The 16,823-nt window shown below is 51.8% G+C and carries 16 protein-coding genes and 1 pseudogene; 9 read left to right on the forward strand and 8 right to left on the reverse strand.

Translation table 11 applies throughout. The features are described 5' to 3' along the window. Positions 1 to 15: 15 nt before the first annotated feature. Positions 16 to 792 (reverse strand): MBL fold metallo-hydrolase, encoded by a 777-nt coding sequence (locus A1SC_RS01515; RefSeq protein WP_001515843.1) that lies wholly within the window; start codon positions 790 to 792, stop codon positions 16 to 18. Positions 793 to 906: 114 nt separating this feature from the next. Beyond that, positions 907 to 1,740: a DNA-binding transcriptional regulator gene (locus tag A1SC_RS01510; RefSeq protein WP_001515844.1), complete on the reverse strand. Its 834-nt coding sequence runs from the start codon at positions 1,738 to 1,740 to the stop codon at positions 907 to 909. A gap of 190 nt (positions 1,741 to 1,930) precedes the next feature. Between A1SC_RS01510 and A1SC_RS01505 the strand changes: the two genes are divergently transcribed. From A1SC_RS01505 to A1SC_RS01470, 8 genes are all read left to right on the forward strand, one after another. Then, positions 1,931 to 3,595 carry a bifunctional 3-(3-hydroxy-phenyl)propionate/3-hydroxycinnamic acid hydroxylase gene (locus A1SC_RS01505; protein WP_001515845.1) on the forward strand — a complete coding sequence of 555 codons (1,665 nt, stop codon included), beginning with the start codon at positions 1,931 to 1,933 and terminating at the stop codon, positions 3,593 to 3,595. A gap of 1 nt (position 3,596) precedes the next feature. Then, the gene (gene mhpB / locus A1SC_RS01500; RefSeq protein ID WP_016248402.1) at positions 3,597 to 4,541 is read left to right on the forward strand and encodes a 2,3-dihydroxyphenylpropionate/2,3-dihydroxicinnamic acid 1,2-dioxygenase; all 945 of its coding nucleotides are present in this window, start codon (positions 3,597 to 3,599) and stop codon (positions 4,539 to 4,541) included. A 17-nt stretch (positions 4,542 to 4,558) separates the two neighbouring features. Beyond that, a complete protein-coding gene (gene mhpC / locus A1SC_RS01495; RefSeq protein WP_016262976.1) occupies positions 4,559 to 5,425 on the forward strand; it encodes a 2-hydroxy-6-oxonona-2,4-dienedioate hydrolase in 867 nt (288 codons plus the stop codon). Positions 5,426 to 5,434: 9 nt separating this feature from the next. Continuing rightward, positions 5,435 to 6,244 (forward strand): 2-keto-4-pentenoate hydratase, encoded by an 810-nt coding sequence (gene mhpD, locus A1SC_RS01490; RefSeq protein WP_016262977.1) that lies wholly within the window; start codon positions 5,435 to 5,437, stop codon positions 6,242 to 6,244. After that, on the forward strand, positions 6,241 to 7,191 hold the full coding sequence (mhpF, locus tag A1SC_RS01485) for an acetaldehyde dehydrogenase (RefSeq protein WP_001515847.1): 951 nt from the start codon (positions 6,241 to 6,243) through the stop codon (positions 7,189 to 7,191). The genes mhpD and mhpF overlap by 4 nt, the downstream gene beginning before the upstream one ends. Further along, positions 7,188 to 8,201: a 4-hydroxy-2-oxovalerate aldolase gene (gene mhpE / locus A1SC_RS01480; RefSeq protein ID WP_001515848.1), complete on the forward strand. Its 1,014-nt coding sequence runs from the start codon at positions 7,188 to 7,190 to the stop codon at positions 8,199 to 8,201. Before mhpF ends, mhpE begins: the two co-directional genes overlap by 4 nt. Before the next feature lie 214 nt (positions 8,202 to 8,415). Beyond that, on the forward strand, positions 8,416 to 9,627 hold the full coding sequence (mhpT, locus tag A1SC_RS01475; protein WP_024191843.1) for a 3-(3-hydroxy-phenyl)propionate transporter MhpT: 1,212 nt from the start codon (positions 8,416 to 8,418) through the stop codon (positions 9,625 to 9,627). A 100-nt stretch (positions 9,628 to 9,727) separates the two neighbouring features. Then, on the forward strand, positions 9,728 to 10,267 hold the full coding sequence (locus A1SC_RS01470; RefSeq protein ID WP_024191844.1) for a DUF2058 domain-containing protein: 540 nt from the start codon (positions 9,728 to 9,730) through the stop codon (positions 10,265 to 10,267). 167 nt (positions 10,268 to 10,434) lie between these two features. On the opposite strand, the gene frmA is transcribed toward A1SC_RS01470, so the two are convergent. The 6 genes and pseudogenes from frmA to A1SC_RS01440 all read right to left on the reverse strand — a co-directional run bounded on the left by frmA (position 10,435) and on the right by A1SC_RS01440 (position 15,226). Beyond that, a complete protein-coding gene (gene frmA / locus A1SC_RS01465; RefSeq protein WP_000842111.1) occupies positions 10,435 to 11,544 on the reverse strand; it encodes an S-(hydroxymethyl)glutathione dehydrogenase in 1,110 nt (369 codons plus the stop codon). Between the two features lie 35 nt (positions 11,545 to 11,579). Next, positions 11,580 to 11,855 (reverse strand): formaldehyde-responsive transcriptional repressor FrmR, encoded by a 276-nt coding sequence (frmR, locus tag A1SC_RS01460; protein ID WP_001515852.1) that lies wholly within the window; start codon positions 11,853 to 11,855, stop codon positions 11,580 to 11,582. A gap of 197 nt (positions 11,856 to 12,052) precedes the next feature. Beyond that, positions 12,053 to 12,826, reverse strand: a complete 774-nt coding sequence (locus tag A1SC_RS01455; protein WP_000596077.1) for a YaiO family outer membrane beta-barrel protein — start codon at positions 12,824 to 12,826, stop codon at positions 12,053 to 12,055. A gap of 1 nt (position 12,827) precedes the next feature. After that, positions 12,828 to 13,421 (reverse strand): LbetaH domain-containing protein, encoded by a 594-nt coding sequence (locus A1SC_RS01450; protein WP_232019555.1) that lies wholly within the window; start codon positions 13,419 to 13,421, stop codon positions 12,828 to 12,830. Next, positions 13,387 to 14,545, reverse strand: a pseudogene (locus tag A1SC_RS01445) (glycosyltransferase). Before A1SC_RS01445 ends, A1SC_RS01450 begins: the two are co-directional and overlap by 35 nt. 9 nt (positions 14,546 to 14,554) lie before the next feature. Continuing rightward, on the reverse strand, positions 14,555 to 15,226 hold the full coding sequence (locus tag A1SC_RS01440) for a PIG-L deacetylase family protein (protein ID WP_001515855.1): 672 nt from the start codon (positions 15,224 to 15,226) through the stop codon (positions 14,555 to 14,557). Between the two features lie 622 nt (positions 15,227 to 15,848). Between A1SC_RS01440 and tauA the strand changes: the two genes are divergently transcribed. Then, a complete protein-coding gene (tauA, locus tag A1SC_RS01435; RefSeq protein ID WP_000156046.1) occupies positions 15,849 to 16,811 on the forward strand; it encodes a taurine ABC transporter substrate-binding protein in 963 nt (320 codons plus the stop codon). Positions 16,812 to 16,823 lie beyond the last annotated feature (12 nt).

The raw sequence follows: 16,823 nt of genomic DNA on the forward strand, positions 1-16,823 counted from the left end.
CTCTTTATCTCCGAATTAGAATGTCAACGTTTCACCATCTTCTGGTACGTTCACAAATTCGATAATTTGATTATCTCTGGCGTATTCTTTGAGCGCATCACGCGTCAGCAAACAGTGGTTTACGGCCTCCATATGTGTCGCGACAATTTGCGCTTCTGGCAGGGTAAAATGTGTTTTGAGAATATCTTCTGCTCCCATAATTATCGCGCCATGCCCCAGAACATGCGCAAATCCGGCATTCAACACAACTACTTCTGGTTGGAAAGTTAGCATTGTAGCCTCGACGTCGTCACGCCAGAGGGTATCGCCAGCCAGATAGAGCGTTTTCTCTGTCGGATGCCGGAAAACAACGCCGCAGGCTGCGCCTAAACGCTTCGCCATAGCCGGGTCGGCATAGGTGCGATCGGAGCCGTGCTGCCCTGTCGTTTTATGCAGAGTTATATCGCCAAATTTAGTCTCGTCGGTAAGTACGGTAAGATGCGTAAATCCTTGTTTATGCAGTGATTCAGCATCTTGCTCATTTTGCACATAAATCAGTTTATCTTTGGGGACAACGCGGGAGGCTGTTTCGTCCCAGTGATCTTCATGCAAATGGGTCACGATTAGGGCGTCAACGTTGAGTAACGTTGTTAAATCACACGGTAATTCTACCGTTGGATTGCGGATTTCTGCGCGTGCCGTTCCGGCAAAACCCGGATAACTTCCTTTTGGCGCGAGTAACGGGTCGATAAGAAATGTTTTGCCAGCGTATTGGATAATTTGGGTGGCATTACGAATTTGAGTGATTTTCATGATTTGCTCCACATCACAGTATTGATGTCATTAGCGTAGCGTGCAGCCCGTACTGTGCATGTGGGCAAATGGGCGAATAACGATGAGAATGGGCCAAATTACACATTGACGTCGCTAGCGTAAATGCACGCCGCTTCGCCGTCCGGCCACCAGAATAGCCTGCGATTCCACACCTTCTTCGATCTGTTTTGCCACCCGTTGCAGCGCCGGAAGATGCTTTTCCGCTGCCTGTTCGATGGTCATTGCGCTCGCCATATACACCAGATTCAGACAGCCAATCACCCGTTGTTCACTGCGTAGGGGCACGGCAATGGAGGCGATCTTCTCTTCCTGATCCCAGCAGCGGTAGTTCTGTCCGTAACCCTCTTCGCGCGCGCGTGCCAGAATGGCTTCCAGCTTTAACGGTTCTCGTGCCAGTTGATAGTCATCACCGGGACGGGCGGCTAACATTTCGATTAACTCCTTGCGTTCTTGTTCCGGGCAAAAGGCCAGCCAGGTCAGTCCTGAGGCGGTTTTCAGCAGCGGTAAACGTCGCCCGACCATCGCCCGGTGAAAGGATAACCGGCTGAAACGGTGGGTGGTTTCGCGTACTACCATTGCGTCAACATCCAGCGTGGACACATCTGTCGGCCATACCACTTCGCGCAACAGATCGCCCAGTAGCGGGGCCGCCAGTGCAGAAATCCATTGTTCGTCACGAAATCCTTCGCTTAATTGCCGCACTTTGATGGTCAGACGAAAACTGTCATCGGAGGTACTGCGGCGAACATATCCCTCTTCCTGCAGCGTTTCCAGCAGTCGCCGCACAGTGGTGCGATGTAGGCCGCTGAGCTCCGCCAACAGCCCGACGCTGGCACCGCCATCGAGTTTATTTAACATATTTAATAACATTAGACCGCGGGTTAAGCCGCGCACGGTTTTGTATTCCGTCTGCTCATCTTTCTGCATATTAATTGACATTTATATAGTTAAAACAACGTTGTGCACTTGGTGCACACTCAGACATGTTTTGATTGTAGCCGAAAACCCCCTTCCTATACTGAGCGCACAATAAAAAATCATTTACATGTTTTTAACAAAATGGGTTGCGCTGTACTGTGCGCGCAACGGCATTTTATCCGAGTCGTGAGGTACTGAAATGGCAATACAACACCCTGACATCCAGCCTGCTGTTAACCATTGCGTTCAGGTGGCGATCGCTGGTGCCGGTCCGGTCGGGTTGATGATGGCGAACTATCTCGGCCAGATGGGCATTGACGTGCTGGTGGTGGAGAAACTCGACAAACTGATCGATTATCCCCGTGCGATTGGTATTGATGACGAGGCGCTGCGCACCATGCAGTCGGTCGGCCTCGTTGATAATGTTTTACCGCATACTACGCCGTGGCACGCGATGCGTTTCCTCACCCCAAAAGGTCGCTGTTTTGCCGATATTCAGCCAATGACCGATGAATTTGGCTGGCCGCGCCGTAACGCCTTTATTCAGCCGCAGGTCGATGCAGTGATGCTGGAAGGGTTGTCGCGTTTTCCGAATGTGCGCTGCCTGTTTTCCCGCGAATTGGAGGCCTTCAGCCAACAAGATGACGAAGTGACCTTGCATCTGAAAACGGCAGAAGGGCAGCGGGAAACCGTCAAAGCCCAGTGGCTGGTAGCCTGTGACGGTGGAGCAAGTTTTGTCCGCCGTACCCTGAATGTACCGTTTGAAGGTAAAACAGCACCAAATCAGTGGATTGTGGTGGATATCGCCAACGATCCGTTAAGTACGCCGCATATCTATTTGTGTTGCGATCCGGTGCGCCCGTATGTTTCTGCGGCTCTGCCTCATGCGGTACGTCGCTTTGAATTTATGGTGATGCCGGGAGAAACCGAAGAACAGCTCTGCGAGCCGCAAAATATGCGCGAGCTGTTAAGCAAAGTGCTGCCTAATCCGGACAACGTCGAATTGATTCGCCAGCGTGTTTACACCCACAACGCGCGGCTGGCGCAACGTTTTCGTATTGACCGCGTACTGCTGGCGGGCGATGCCGCGCACATCATGCCGGTATGGCAGGGGCAGGGCTATAACAGTGGTATGCGCGACGCCTTTAACCTCGCCTGGAAACTGGCGTTGGTTATCCAGGGGAAAGCTCGCGATGCGCTGCTCGATACCTATCAACAAGAACGTCGCGATCACGCCAAAGCGATGATTGACCTGTCGGTGACGGCGGGCAACGTACTGGCTCCTCCGAAACGCTGGCAGGGCAGCTTGCGTGACGGCGTTTCCTGGCTGCTGAATTACTTGCCGCCAGTAAAACGCTACTTCCTCGAAATGCGCTTCAAGCCGATGCCGCAATACTACGCCGGTGCGCTGGTACGTGAGGGCGAGGCGAAGCACTCTCCGGTCGGCAAGATGTTTATTCAGCCGAAAGTCACGCTGGAAAACGGTGACGTAACACTGCTCGATAATGCGATCGGCGCGAACTTCGCGGTGATTGGCTGGGGATGCAATCCGCTGTGGGGGATGAGCAATGAGCAAATCCAGCAGTGGCGCGCGCTGGGCACACGCTTCATTCAGGTGGTGCCAGAAGTGCAAATTCATATCGCGCAGGATAACCACGACGGAGTGCTGCGCCTGGGTGATATGCAAGGTCGCCTGCGTAGCTGGTTCGCACAACATAATGCTTCGCTGGTGGTGATGCGCCCGGATCGCTTTGTTGCCGCCATCGCCATTCCGCAAACTCTGGGTAATACGCTGAATAAACTGGCGTCGGTGATGACACTGAACCGCCCTGATGCCGACGTTTCTGTCGAAAAGGTAGCCTGATATGCACGCTTATCTTCACTGTCTTTCCCACTCGCCGCTGGTGGGGTATGTCGACCCGGCGCAAGAGGTACTCGATGAGGTCAATGGCGTGATTGCCAGTGCCCGCGAGCGCATTGCGGCTTTCTCCCCTGAACTGGTGGTGCTGTTTGCGCCAGATCATTACAACGGTTTTTTCTATGACGTGATGCCACCGTTCTGTTTAGGCGTCGGAGCGACGGCAATTGGTGATTTCGGCAGTGCGGCGGGAGAGCTACCCGTGCCTGTGGAGCTGGCGGAGGCTTGTGCGCATGCCGTAATGAAGAACGGGATCGATCTTGCCGTTTCTTACTGTATGCAGGTGGATCATGGGTTCGCCCAGCCGCTGGAGTTTTTGCTCGGTGGGCTGGATAAGGTGCCGGTCCTGCCTGTATTCATCAACGGCGTCGCCACGCCGCTGCCCGGTTTTCAGCGAACCCGAATGATGGGCGAAGCGATTGGTCGTTTCACCAGTAGTCTGAATAAACGCGTGCTGTTTCTTGGTTCCGGTGGGCTTTCCCATCAGCCGCCGGTGCCCGAACTGGCAAAAGCCGATGCCCATATGCGCGATCGTCTGTTGGGTAGTGGGAAAGATTTGCCCGCCAATGAGCGCGAAATGCGCCAGCAACGGGTGATTAACGCCGCTGAGAAGTTTGTTGAGGATCAGAGAACTCTGCATCCGCTTAACCCGATTTGGGATAACCAGTTCATGACTTTGCTGGAGCAGGGACGCATACAGGAACTGGATGCCGTCAGTAACGAAGAGCTTTCCGCCATTGCCGGAAAGTCGACACATGAAATCAAAACCTGGGTCGCTGCTTTTGCCGCTATTTCTGCGTTTGGCAACTGGCGTAGCGAAGGGCGTTATTACCGCCCAATCCCGGAGTGGATTGCCGGATTTGGCTCGTTAAGCGCCAGAACACAGAACTGAATATGCAGGAGAAGATGATGAGTTATCAGCCACAAACCGAAGCCGCCACCAGCCGTTTTCTGAATGTAGAAGACGCGGGTAAAACGCTACGCATCCATTTTAATGACAGCGGACAAGGCGACGAAACCGTTGTCCTGCTGCACGGTTCCGGCCCGGGGGCTACTGGCTGGGCGAACTTCAGCCGCAATATCGATCCGCTGGTAGAGGCGGGCTATCGGGTGATCCTGCTGGATTGTCCTGGATGGGGTAAGAGTGATTCGATCGTTAACAGTGGTTCGCGATCGGATCTCAATGCGCGCATCCTGAAAAGCGTCGTGGATCAACTGGATATCGGCAAAATCCACCTACTGGGCAACTCGATGGGTGGGCACAGTTCTGTTGCGTTTACTCTTAACTGGCCGGAGCGCGTCGGCAAACTGGTGCTGATGGGCGGCGGTACAGGTGGCATGAGTTTGTTTACGCCGATGCCAACTGAAGGCATTAAGCGACTGAATCAGCTTTATCGTCAGCCGACTATCGAAAACCTGAAGCTGATGATGGATATCTTCGTTTTCGATACCAGCGATTTGACCGACGCTCTGTTTGAAGCACGCCTGAATAATATGCTGTCGCGCCGCGATCACCTGGATAACTTCGTTAAGAGCCTGGAAGCCAATCCGAAACAGTTCCCGGATTTTGGTCCACGTCTGGCGGAAATTAAAGCGCAAACCCTGATTGTCTGGGGGCGTAACGACCGTTTTGTGCCGATGGATGCGGGGCTGCGTTTGCTGTCCGGTATCGCCGGTTCTGAACTGCATATCTTCCGCGACTGTGGTCACTGGGCGCAGTGGGAACATGCCGACGCTTTCAATCAACTGGTGCTGAATTTCCTCGCACGTCCTTAAGGAACGGTCATGACGAAGCATACTCTTGAGCAACTGGCGGCGGATTTACGCCGCGCCGCAGAGCAGGGCGAAGCGATTGCGCCGCTGCGCGATTTGATTGGTATTGAAAACGCGAAAGCCGCCTACGCGATTCAGCGCATCAATGTGCAACATGATGTCGCGCAGGGGCGTCGCGTTGTGGGGCGTAAAGTGGGACTGACGCATCCGAAAGTGCAGCAACAACTGGGGGTTGAACAACCGGATTTCGGAACATTATTTGCCGACATGTGTTATGGCGATAACGAAACCATTCCTTTTTCCCGCGTCTTGCAACCCCGCATTGAAGCGGAGATCGCACTGGTGCTAAACCGCGATTTGCCCGCGACCGATACCACGTTTAACGAACTGTATAACGCCATTGAATGGGTGCTTCCGGCGCTGGAAGTGGTGGGCAGCCGTATTCGCGACTGGTCGATTCAGTTTGTCGATACCGTGGCAGATAACGCCTCCTGCGGGGTGTATGTCATCGGCGGTCCGGCGCAACGTCCGGCAGGGTTAGACCTGAAAAACTGCGCTATGACGATGACGCGTAATAACGAAGAGGTTTCCAGCGGGCGCGGCAGCGAATGCCTGGGGCATCCACTTAATGCCGCCGTCTGGCTGGCACGCAAAATGGTCAGCCTGGGTGAACCGCTGCGCGCCGGAGATATCATTCTTACCGGGGCATTAGGTCCGATGGTGGCGGTAAATGCGGGCGATCGTTTTGAAGCCCATATCGAAGGCATAGGCTCAGTTGCTGCGACATTTTCAAATGCGGCCCCAAAAGGAAGTCTGTCATGAGTAAGCGTAAAGTCGCCATTATCGGTTCTGGCAACATTGGCACCGATCTGATGATTAAAATTTTGCGTCACGGTCAGCATCTGGAGATGGCGGTGATGGTCGGCATTGACCCTCAGTCCGACGGTCTGGCACGTGCCAGACGTATGGGCGTCGCCACCACCCATGAAGGGGTGATCGGGCTGATGAACATGCCTGAATTTGCTGATATCGACATTGTCTTTGATGCTACCAGCGCGGGCGCGCATGTGAAAAACGATGCCGCTCTGCGCGAAGCGAAACCGGATATTCGCTTAATCGACCTGACGCCGGCTGCCATCGGCCCTTACTGTGTGCCGGTGGTTAACCTCGATGCAAACGTCGATCAACTGAACGTCAATATGGTCACCTGCGGCGGCCAGGCAACTATTCCGATGGTGGCGGCTGTTTCACGTGTGGCGCGTGTTCATTACGCCGAAATTATCGCTTCTATCGCTAGTAAATCTGCCGGACCCGGCACGCGTGCCAATATCGATGAATTTACGGAAACCACCTCGCGAGCCATTGAAGTCGTGGGCGGCGCGGCAAAAGGGAAGGCGATTATTGTGCTTAATCCGGCTGAGCCGCCGTTGATGATGCGCGACACGGTGTATGTATTGAGCGATGAAGCTTCACAAGATGATATCGAAGCCTCAATCAATGAAATGGCTGAGGCGGTGCAGGCTTACGTACCGGGTTATCGCCTGAAACAGCGCGTGCAGTTTGAAGTCATCCCGCAGGATACACCGGTTAATTTACCGGGCGTTGGTCAGTTCTCCGGTCTGAAAACGGCGGTCTGGCTGGAGGTCGAAGGCGCAGCGCATTATCTGCCTGCCTACGCAGGCAACCTCGACATTATGACTTCCAGTGCGCTGGCGACAGCAGAAAAAATGGCCCAGTCACTGGCGCGCAAGGCAGGAGAAGCGGCATGAACGGTAAAAAACTTTATATCTCGGACGTCACGTTGCGTGACGGTATGCACGCCATTCGTCATCAGTATTCGCTGGAAAATGTCCGCCAGATTGCCAAAGCACTGGATGATGCTCGCGTGGATTCGATTGAAGTGGCTCATGGTGATGGTTTGCAGGGTTCCAGTTTTAACTATGGTTTCGGTGCATATAGCGACCTTGAATGGATTGAAGCAGCGGCGGATGTGGTGAAGCACGCCAAAATCGCGACGTTGTTGCTGCCAGGAATTGGCACTATTCACGATCTGAAAAATGCCTGGCAGGCTGGCGCGCGGGTGGTGCGCGTGGCGACCCACTGCACCGAAGCTGATGTTTCCGCCCAGCATATTCAGTATGCCCGTGAGTTGGGAATGGATACCGTTGGCTTTCTGATGATGAGCCACATGACCACGCCGGAGAATCTCGCGAAGCAGGCAAAGCTGATGGAAGGCTACGGTGCGACCTGTATTTATGTGGTGGATTCTGGCGGTGCGATGAACATGAGCGATATCCGTGACCGTTTCCGCGCCCTGAAAGCGGTGCTGAAACCGGAAACGCAAACCGGCATGCATGCTCACCATAACCTGAGTCTTGGCGTGGCGAACTCTATCGCGGCGGTGGAAGAGGGCTGTGACCGCATCGACGCCAGCCTCGCGGGGATGGGCGCGGGTGCAGGTAACGCGCCGCTGGAAGTGTTTATTGCCGCCGCGGATAAACTGGGCTGGCAGCATGGGACCGATCTCTATGCGTTAATGGATGCCGCTGACGACCTGGTGCGTCCGTTGCAGGATCGTCCGGTACGTGTCGATCGCGAAACGCTGGCGTTGGGATACGCTGGCGTTTACTCCAGTTTCTTGCGTCACTGTGAAACGGCAGCGGCGCGTTACGGCTTAAGTGCGGTGGATATTCTCGTTGAGCTGGGCAAACGCCGGATGGTTGGCGGCCAGGAGGATATGATCGTCGACGTGGCGCTGGATCTGCGCAACAACAAATAATGATGACTGCCGACAACGTGCATTTTGTATGCCCATCCCAGGCATGATAAGACGCGTCAGCGTCGCATCAGGCATCTGTGCACGACTACCGGATGCGGCATGAACGCCTTATCCGGCCTACATTTCGCCCGGAGGCTGTCATTAAATGGTTCTGATTACGCGGTTGGCAATGCATCAGCCGCGATTCACCTGCACCCGCAACGAGGTTCATCTTATGTCGACTCGTACCCCTTTATCATCTTCATCCCGCCTGATGCTTACCATTGGGCTTTGTTTTTTGGTTGCCCTGATGGAAGGGCTGGATCTTCAGGCGGCTGGCATTGCGGCGGCAGGTATCGCCCAGGCCTTCGCACTCGATAAAATGCAAATGGGCTGGATCTTCAGCGCCGGAATACTCGGTTTGCTACCCGGCGCGTTGGTTGGCGGGATGCTGGCGGACCGTTACGGTCGTAAACGTATTTTGATTGGTGCAGTTGCGCTGTTTGGTCTGTTCTCGCTAGCGACCGCTATGGCATGGGATTTTCCCTCTCTGGTCTTTGCGCGGCTTTTGACCGGTATCGGGCTGGGGGCGGCGTTGCCGAATCTCATCGCCCTGACGTCTGAAGCGGCAGGGCCACGTTTTCGCGGGACGGCGGTGAGCCTGATGTATTGCGGTGTCCCCATTGGCGCGGCGCTGGCGGCTACGCTGGGTTTCGCTGGAGCAAATTTAGCCTGGCAGACGGTATTTTGGGTAGGCGGTGTGGTGCCGTTGATTCTGGTGCCGCTGTTAATGCGTTGGCTGCCGGAGTCGGCGGTTTTCGCTGGTGAAAAACAGGCCGCGCCGCCGCTGCGTGCGTTATTTGCGCCAGCCACGGCAACCGCGACCCTACTGTTGTGGTTGTGTTATTTCTTCACGCTGCTGGTGGTCTACATGTTGATCAACTGGCTACCGCTGCTTTTGGTGGAGCAAGGATTCTTGCCGTCGCAGGCGGCAGGGGTGATGTTTGCACTGCAAATGGGGGCGGCAAGCGGGACGTTAATGTTGGGCGCATTGATGGATAAGCTGCGTCCAATGACCATGTCGCTACTGATTTATAGCGGCATGTTAGCTTCGCTGTTGGCGCTGGGAACGGTGTCGTCGTTTAGCGGTATGTTGCTGGCGGGGTTCGGCGCTGGGTTGTTTGCGACAGGTGGGCAAAGCGTTTTGTATGCGCTGGCACCGTTGTTTTATAGCACGCAGATCCGCGCAACCGGTGTGGGAACCGCCGTGGCGGTTGGGCGTCTTGGAGCAATGAGTGGTCCGTTGCTGGCCGGGAAAATGCTGGCCTTAGGTACCGGCACGGTCGGCGTAATGGTAGCTTCGGCACCGGGCATTCTTGTTGCTGGGTTAGCGGTGTTTATTTTGATGAGCCGGAAAACACGAATGCAGGCGTGCACTGATGCCTGACGCGCTTTATCAAGCAGGGGAGAAAGGGACTTCCCCCAATACACCCACGGCGTTTACAGGTATACTCGCTAAAAATTATTCATCGGGTTTGGAAACAAAGATGGCAAAACTTACCTTACAGGAGCAGTTGCTCAAAGCGGGATTAGTCACCAGCAAAAAAGCAGCGAAGGTTGAGAGAACGGCGAAAAAATCGCGTGTTCAGGCGCGTGAAGCGCGGGCGGCGGTAGAAGAAAATAAAAAGGCACAGCTTGAGCGCGATAAACAACTTAGCGAACAACAAAAACAAGCGGCGTTAGCGAAAGAATATAAAGCCCAGGTGAAGCAGCTCATTGAAATGAATCGTATCACCATTGCCAATGGCGATATCGGTTTTAACTTCACTGACGGTAATCTGATTAAGAAGATTTTTGTCGATAAGCTTACGCAAACGCAGTTGATTAATGGACGCCTGGCGATTGCCCGATTGCAGGTCGATAACAATAGCGAAAGTGAATATGCGATTATTCCGGCAAGCGTTGCCGATAAAATCGCCCAGCGCGATGCCAGCAGTATCGTATTACACAGCGCACTCAGCGCTGAAGAGCAGGATGAAGAAGATCCGTATGCCGATTTCAAAGTGCCTGATGATTTGATGTGGTGATAATACCAAAGGCTAAATTGCCTTATAAGGCATTCACGCCGCATCCGGCAATTGCACACAGATGCCTGATGCGACGCTTGCACATCAGGTCATCTTACGTTTGTCATCAGTCTCAAAAGAAAACGCGACTCCCCGCCCGAACCGGACGGGGTAAAACCAGCGTGAAATTAGTAACGAATTACGGTTCGAATGGATTTGCCTTCATGCATCAGATCAAAGGCGTTATTAATTTCATCCAGGCTCATGGTATGAGTGACAAACGGTTCCAGGTCGATATCACCTTTCATCGCATCTTCAACCATCCCCGGTAACTGAGAACGACCTTTTACGCCGCCAAACGCGGAACCCTTCCATACGCGACCGGTGACTAACTGGAATGGACGGGTTGAGATTTCCTGACCGGAACCCGCGACACCGATGATCACCGATTGGCCCCAGCCGCGGTGAGCACTTTCCAGCGCCGCACGCATCACGTTGACGTTACCGATGCACTCAAAGGTATGGTCGATGCCCCATTTGTTGATATCCAGCAGGACATCTTTAATCGGTTTGTCGTGGTCGTTCGGGTTAATGCAGTCGGTGGCACCGAAGCGACGCGCCAGATCGAATTTCTTCGGGTTTGTATCGATAGCGATAATTCGTCCTGCTTGCGCCTGACGAGCGCCCTGAACAACCGCCAGACCAATTGCACCAAGCCCAAACACGGCAACGGAATCCCCTGACTGGACTTTTGCGGTGTTGTGTACCGCGCCAATTCCGGTGGTTACGCCACAGCCCAGCAGACAGACGTGTTCATGGTTTGCTTCTGGATTAATTTTTGCCAGAGAAACTTCCGCGACTACGGTGTATTCACTGAATGTAGAGCACCCCATGTAGTGATAAAGTGGCTGCCCGTTGTAAGAAAAGCGCGTGGTGCCATCTGGCATCAGGCCTTTGCCCTGGGTTTCGCGAACGGCGACACAGAGGTTGGTTTTGCCGGAACGACAGAACTCACACTCGCCGCACTCTGCGGTGTAAAGCGGAATCACATGGTCGCCAGGTTTAACGCTGGTCACGCCCTCACCGACTTCAACCACGACGCCAGCCCCTTCGTGACCGAGAACCACCGGGAATACACCTTCTGGATCATCGCCAGAGAGGGTAAAAGCGTCGGTATGGCAGACGCCGGTATGGGTGACTTTAATCAGCACTTCACCTTTTTTCGGTGGTGCGACGTCAATTTCGACGATTTCCAGCGGTTTACCGGGCGCAAATGCAACGGCAGCACGTGATTTCATATCTCGTTCTTCCTCAATAAGGTAAATAGGTTCAGCTACTTAAGATAGGTGCGAACCAATTCAATAGTGTCGTCAACGGATTGGCTGACTTCGCGGCTGTAGCAGTCATTTCGGTCAAACGTTTCCCGGATATGGCTTTCAAGCACTTCTGCCATTAGCCCGTTAGCCGCGCCCCGAACGGCGGCGATCTGTTGGAGTATGGCACGGCATTCGGCATCACCCTCCAGCGACCGTTCCAGAGCATCAATCTGCCCCCGAATACGACGAACTCGAGTAAGAACCTTTTTCTTCTCTTCCGGAGTACTGGGCATTTCGCACCTCATCATCTGCACGCAATATACTATAGGGGGGTATGTTATGAGTCAATGCATACCCCCCTATAGTATATAACATTGGCGAATAAAATTTATCTGCTGAATATGAGAGATATCTGGAGAAAATGAAGAGAAAAGTGTTTGTGCGCTAATCAAGTGAGATTGCCGCCCCGGGAAGTGGGCGGCGGAAGGAATCAGAATTTCCAGGTCAGATGGGCTGCGAGTTGCAGACCGTTATAATCATCGGTTGGTGTGTCGTACCACACTTTACCTGCCGTCAGCCCCAGATTAAGTTGTTCTGTCAGCGGCTGGATACGTTGCAAGCTTACGCTCTTCATGCTGCCGTAGCGCGTCTCTGGCGTCCAGTCATAGGTGTAAGCGCCTGTTCCGCGGCTTAGCCAAAGCTGGGTATAGCCACCGCCGCGCGGATCATTCAGGCGCACGGAAATCATATTGCTGTAACTGCCACCTGCATCGCTGGAGTCATAATGAGTATAGCGATAGCTGGTGATCACCGGGCCAGTATAGAGCGATACGCCGCCTTGCCAGGCATCGACTTCAACATCATCATAATATTTAGTGTAGCGATAACCGGTCGTGAACAGCGTTTTTGGCAGCAGGGCCAGGTTAATATCCTGACGAAAATCCTGGCGAGCAAAGACCGGCGTATTATCTGCAAAGGCAATACCCGTTCGGGTTGTCAGCCAGTTATTCCATTTGTACCAGACAGCCCCCTGACCGCGTGTGGCATTGAAATGTTCAGTTTCATAATCACGACGTCCCTGGGAAAGATTAAAAAGCAGCGTTGCGTTTTCAACTTTCGCCACCAGTTCAGCATACGCCAAATTACGGTTACCGTGATCGCCAGAATAATCGGTAAAATCGTAGCCTGCGGTAATGGAAGTTAACCCGGCACAAGCGGGAAATGCACTAAAAATTGCCGCTGCTAATAACGTCCGTTTTATCATTTTAATCTCCTGTACGGATAAGTTCTTGCCGGAGTGAATAACTTCCGGTAGGTAAATTACGTTCTACAATCACACGCGGGCCAAGTTGTGTGTTCGGGGAAATAATTCGTCCTGGCAATATAATAACCTGCACGCCAAGACGTGAACGTTGTCCAATATAACACCCTAATTTATCGCATCCGGTAGCGATAATACCTTCTGGAGTGTGCACAGACACTGGCTGTTCATCCAGACGATGATTACTGGTACGCACTTGTGCGCCCAAATATGCCAGGCTTGAAATTACCGAGTCGGCAATAAAACATTGCGGTCCAATCATTGCTTCCGATTCAATAACTGCATTTTTTATTTCAGTAGCAAAACCAATTTTTACACCATTGCTGATTACTGTGCCTGGGCGAATAAATGCATAATTACCTATCAGACAGTTTGCGCCAATCACTACTGGTCCCTGAATAACTGCGCCGTGGCAAATACGTGTATTCGCGCCGATAATAACCTCACCAGCACTTTCATCAATAATCACATGGTCTGCAATCTGAATATTTTTCTCTTTAATATTAAGCTTCAGATAGCTTTTCAGTTCCGGTGACAGAAGGTTGGGAGTAAGCGATTGGCGCTTCCACCAGTGCGGAATAACGTGTAGGTTTGTCGCGTTGAGGCTCGCGTCCAGTAAAAAAGGCAATAAGTCCATAAATAATCCAGATGGCATAAGCTAATAATACATACACAACGGAAAGTGGCGCTAAAAGCACCAATAACACAAACTACGCCGACCCAGATAAGCGGAAACATTGCCAATACCACGCCATGTGGCCCGGTGGTGATGAATTCATTAAACCAGGTAGTGAGATAAATTCCAACGCCATAAAGCACAACCAAAAGCATAGGAAATATACTGAAGATGCCGAAACGGCTAAATAAAAGCTTTTTATGCAGGCGCATACAGACGGCATAGCCCACAATCCAACGCCGCCAGCGTCGCCATTCATCAAGTGGATTATTGCACTCTTGTGGGTAAACGATGCAGCGATTCGCCTGACGAATGCGGTAACCATTGGCGACCAACGTCCAGGTGAGGTCAAGATCTTCAACTTTCGTTCGGTCCGAAAAACCGAATTTACGCAATACATCAGTACGGAACATCCCGCACGCACCGCTGATAATAAACGGTGCGCCGCCCAGGAGTTGCTGTAGCGTGCGTTTCATAATGATCATCGGCAACTTTACGGTCGCGCGGATGTGCGGCAACAGGCCTGCGCCTTTCAAGGCTGTCGAGGGAATGCCGCCTACGGCGTCAGCGCCGTGCTCAATTTCCGCCAGCATATACCCCATGCCATTTTTATCTGGAGGGACGTAAGTATCGGCATCGCTTAAAAAAACCTGGTCACATGTGGCGTAGTTGAGGCCGTTCATTAGAGCACCGCCTTTGCCAGTGTTTTTTTGTGTAACAGCAACAAACCTATCGCCCCATTTGCGTTTGACTTCCGCCATTACTGCTTCTGTGTTATCCGTAGAGCCGTCGTTAACGCAAATCACACGGCAAAAATAAGGGTTGCGCAGTAGATTTTCCAGCGACTGTGCCAGACAAGGGCCTTCGTTATAGGCAGGAATAATTGCGTCAATACAGCCTTTCTTTTGGCTGGGCTTACGCTTTAACGTACTCAAAAACCATAGCAATATTGCGACGGCCATAAATATAAAGATCCAGGTTTTCATTTTATCTGCTCAAAGAATCATTTTATGAATAACAAAGCCTTCACCCAGATCGCTATTGACCTGTTGTCCGCGAAATTGTGCAACAGCACGTAAACGTTCATGACGCATATAATCACGTTGCTCCTGGCTTTTATGTTTTTTTAATGCTGCAAGTTTGACGGTGAAATATTCTTCTTTCACGGATTCAAAAACCTGGGGCATAAATGAAAGCCAGGTGCTTGGGGTTTCATAGCCGAGAATTTGTGGAATAGTGCGGCAGGCAACCATTGACGCCTGATAAACTGCCAGATGATCCTGATGGCGGTCAGCATCATGCATGGTATATACCCGTATGATTTCTACATCAGAGGGAATTTGATTTTTAATAATATCTTCCAGGGAAGAAATCATATCATTGAGTTGCAGATGTGTACGGGTGTCTGCAAAATTAAGATGAATAGTTTGCTGACAACCCAACATCTTTAATGCTTCGCGAGATTCTTCACAACGATCGATGACATCGCTAACACCCGAATTGCCGGCAGTCATGACAACGGCAGTGATATAAATTCCTTTCTGCGAAAGACGAGCAAGCGATGCACCACAACCTAATTCAATATCGTCAGGATGTGCGCCAATCGCAAGGATACCTTTCCTCTTTTCTGCTGAAGAATGCAACGCAGAATTTAAAACCTTGTCCAATTCATGACACTCCATTTTAATTATTATGCTGAAAGCGCGGCGAATGCAGAGCTGCAATCCTCTGCAACATACTCAGATGTTAAAAATGGCACGCTGTAAAAAAGAATAATCCTGAGAACGGGGTTATTTAATGCCCGGAGGGCCGTAAGCGGTATAAGTTTGAATTGTGTGTGTCATATGTTAACTGTTTGTGTGTTTTGTGAATGTGTTTATATTTTTTATATATTGTATTTAGATGTGATTTAGTTTGTCAATTAATTGCATTTAAAAAATATCTTCTGTGAAAAACTGGTTTTTACATTCGCATTATGAATGAATTTGTATGATAAAGTGGTTTCTATGCTTTGCATTATATAAAATTAGAATGATATATGTATTTGTTATTGGTTTACTTAGTCAGTAGGTTGGAGAAATAAAGCAGCGTAGTTCGAATTTTTATTCGTATATAAAAATAAATATGGCATTGCTTTGTAGGGAAACGGTTAGCAAATGCATAACTAATCTATCGTTTGCCGTTTTTTTGCTAAGAATAAAAACATATTGCCCATAATGATTAATTCTTTTAATAAATGTCTTTACCCGCGAATACTGCACCCATAACAAGACAGGGGAGCAGATAATTATGACAATTTCATCGCGTAACACACTTCTTGCCGCACTGGCATTCATCGCTTTTCAGGCGCAGGCGGTGAACGTCACCGTGGCGTATCAAACCTCCGCTGAACCGGCGAAAGTGGCTCAGGCTGATGGCACCTTTGCCAAAGAGAGCGGGGCGAGCGTGGACTGGCGTAAGTTTGACAGCGGAGCCAGCATCGTGCGGGCGCTGGCTTCTGGCGATGTGCAAATCGGCAACCTCGGCTCCAGCCCATTAGCGGTGGCTGCCAGCCAACAGGTGCCGATTGAAGTCTTTCTTTTAGCCTCAAAACTGGGTAACTCCGAAGCGCTGGTGGTGAAGAAAACCATCAGCAAACCGGAAGATCTGATTGGCAAACGTATCGCCGTGCCGTTTATCTCCACCACGCACTACAGTTTGCTGGCGGCGCTGAAACACTGGGGCATAAAACCCGGACAAGTGGAAATTGTGAACCTGCAGCCGCCCGCGATTATCGCCGCATGGCAACGGGGAGATATTGATGGTGCTTATGTCTGGGCACCTGCGGTTAACGCCCTGGAAAAAGACGGCAAGGTGCTGACCGATTCTGAACAGGTCGGCCAGTGGGGCGCGCCGACGCTGGATGTCTGGGTAGTGCGTAAAGATTTTGCCGAGAAATATCCGGAGGTAGTGAAAGCGTTTGCTAAAAGCGCTATCGATGCCCAGCAACCGTATATTGCTAATCCTGACGCGTGGCTGAAACAGCCGGAAAATATCAGCAAGCTGGCGCGCTTAAGCGGCGTGCCGGAAGGCGATGTACCAGGGCTGGTGAAGGGGAATACCTATCTGACGCCGCAGCAACAGACGGTAGAACTGACCGGGCCGGTGAACAAAGCGATCATCGATACCGCCCAGTTTTTGAAAGAGCAGGGCAAAGTTCCCGCCGTGGCGAATGATTACAGCCAGTTTGTCACCTCGCGCTTCGTGCAATAAAAGGAGGCGCGA

Origin of the sequence: Escherichia sp. KTE52 (genome assembly GCF_000408325.1) — a bacterium.
Taxonomy (GTDB): Bacteria; Pseudomonadota; Gammaproteobacteria; order Enterobacterales; family Enterobacteriaceae; genus Escherichia; species Escherichia marmotae.

Bases quoted from the DNA above. Each gene is read 5' to 3' on its own strand.
- A1SC_RS01455 (WP_000596077.1), bottom strand. From the start codon at position 12,826: ATGATAAAACGGACGTTATTAGCAGCGGCAATTTTTAGTGCATTTCCC.
- A1SC_RS01515 (WP_001515843.1), bottom strand. From the start codon at position 792: ATGAAAATCACTCAAATTCGTAATGCCACCCAAATTATCCAATACGCT.
- frmA (WP_000842111.1), bottom strand. From the start codon at position 11,544: ATGAAATCACGTGCTGCCGTTGCATTTGCGCCCGGTAAACCGCTGGAA.
- mhpD (WP_016262977.1), top strand. From the start codon at position 5,435: ATGACGAAGCATACTCTTGAGCAACTGGCGGCGGATTTACGCCGCGCC.
- mhpT (WP_024191843.1), top strand. From the start codon at position 8,416: ATGTCGACTCGTACCCCTTTATCATCTTCATCCCGCCTGATGCTTACC.
- mhpC (WP_016262976.1), top strand. From the start codon at position 4,559: ATGAGTTATCAGCCACAAACCGAAGCCGCCACCAGCCGTTTTCTGAAT.
- A1SC_RS01510 (WP_001515844.1), bottom strand. From the start codon at position 1,740: ATGCAGAAAGATGAGCAGACGGAATACAAAACCGTGCGCGGCTTAACC.
- tauA (WP_000156046.1), top strand. From the start codon at position 15,849: ATGACAATTTCATCGCGTAACACACTTCTTGCCGCACTGGCATTCATC.
- A1SC_RS01505 (WP_001515845.1), top strand. From the start codon at position 1,931: ATGGCAATACAACACCCTGACATCCAGCCTGCTGTTAACCATTGCGTT.
- A1SC_RS01470 (WP_024191844.1), top strand. From the start codon at position 9,728: ATGGCAAAACTTACCTTACAGGAGCAGTTGCTCAAAGCGGGATTAGTC.
- mhpE (WP_001515848.1), top strand. From the start codon at position 7,188: ATGAACGGTAAAAAACTTTATATCTCGGACGTCACGTTGCGTGACGGT.
- mhpB (WP_016248402.1), top strand. From the start codon at position 3,597: ATGCACGCTTATCTTCACTGTCTTTCCCACTCGCCGCTGGTGGGGTAT.
- mhpF (WP_001515847.1), top strand. From the start codon at position 6,241: ATGAGTAAGCGTAAAGTCGCCATTATCGGTTCTGGCAACATTGGCACC.
- frmR (WP_001515852.1), bottom strand. From the start codon at position 11,855: ATGCCCAGTACTCCGGAAGAGAAGAAAAAGGTTCTTACTCGAGTTCGT.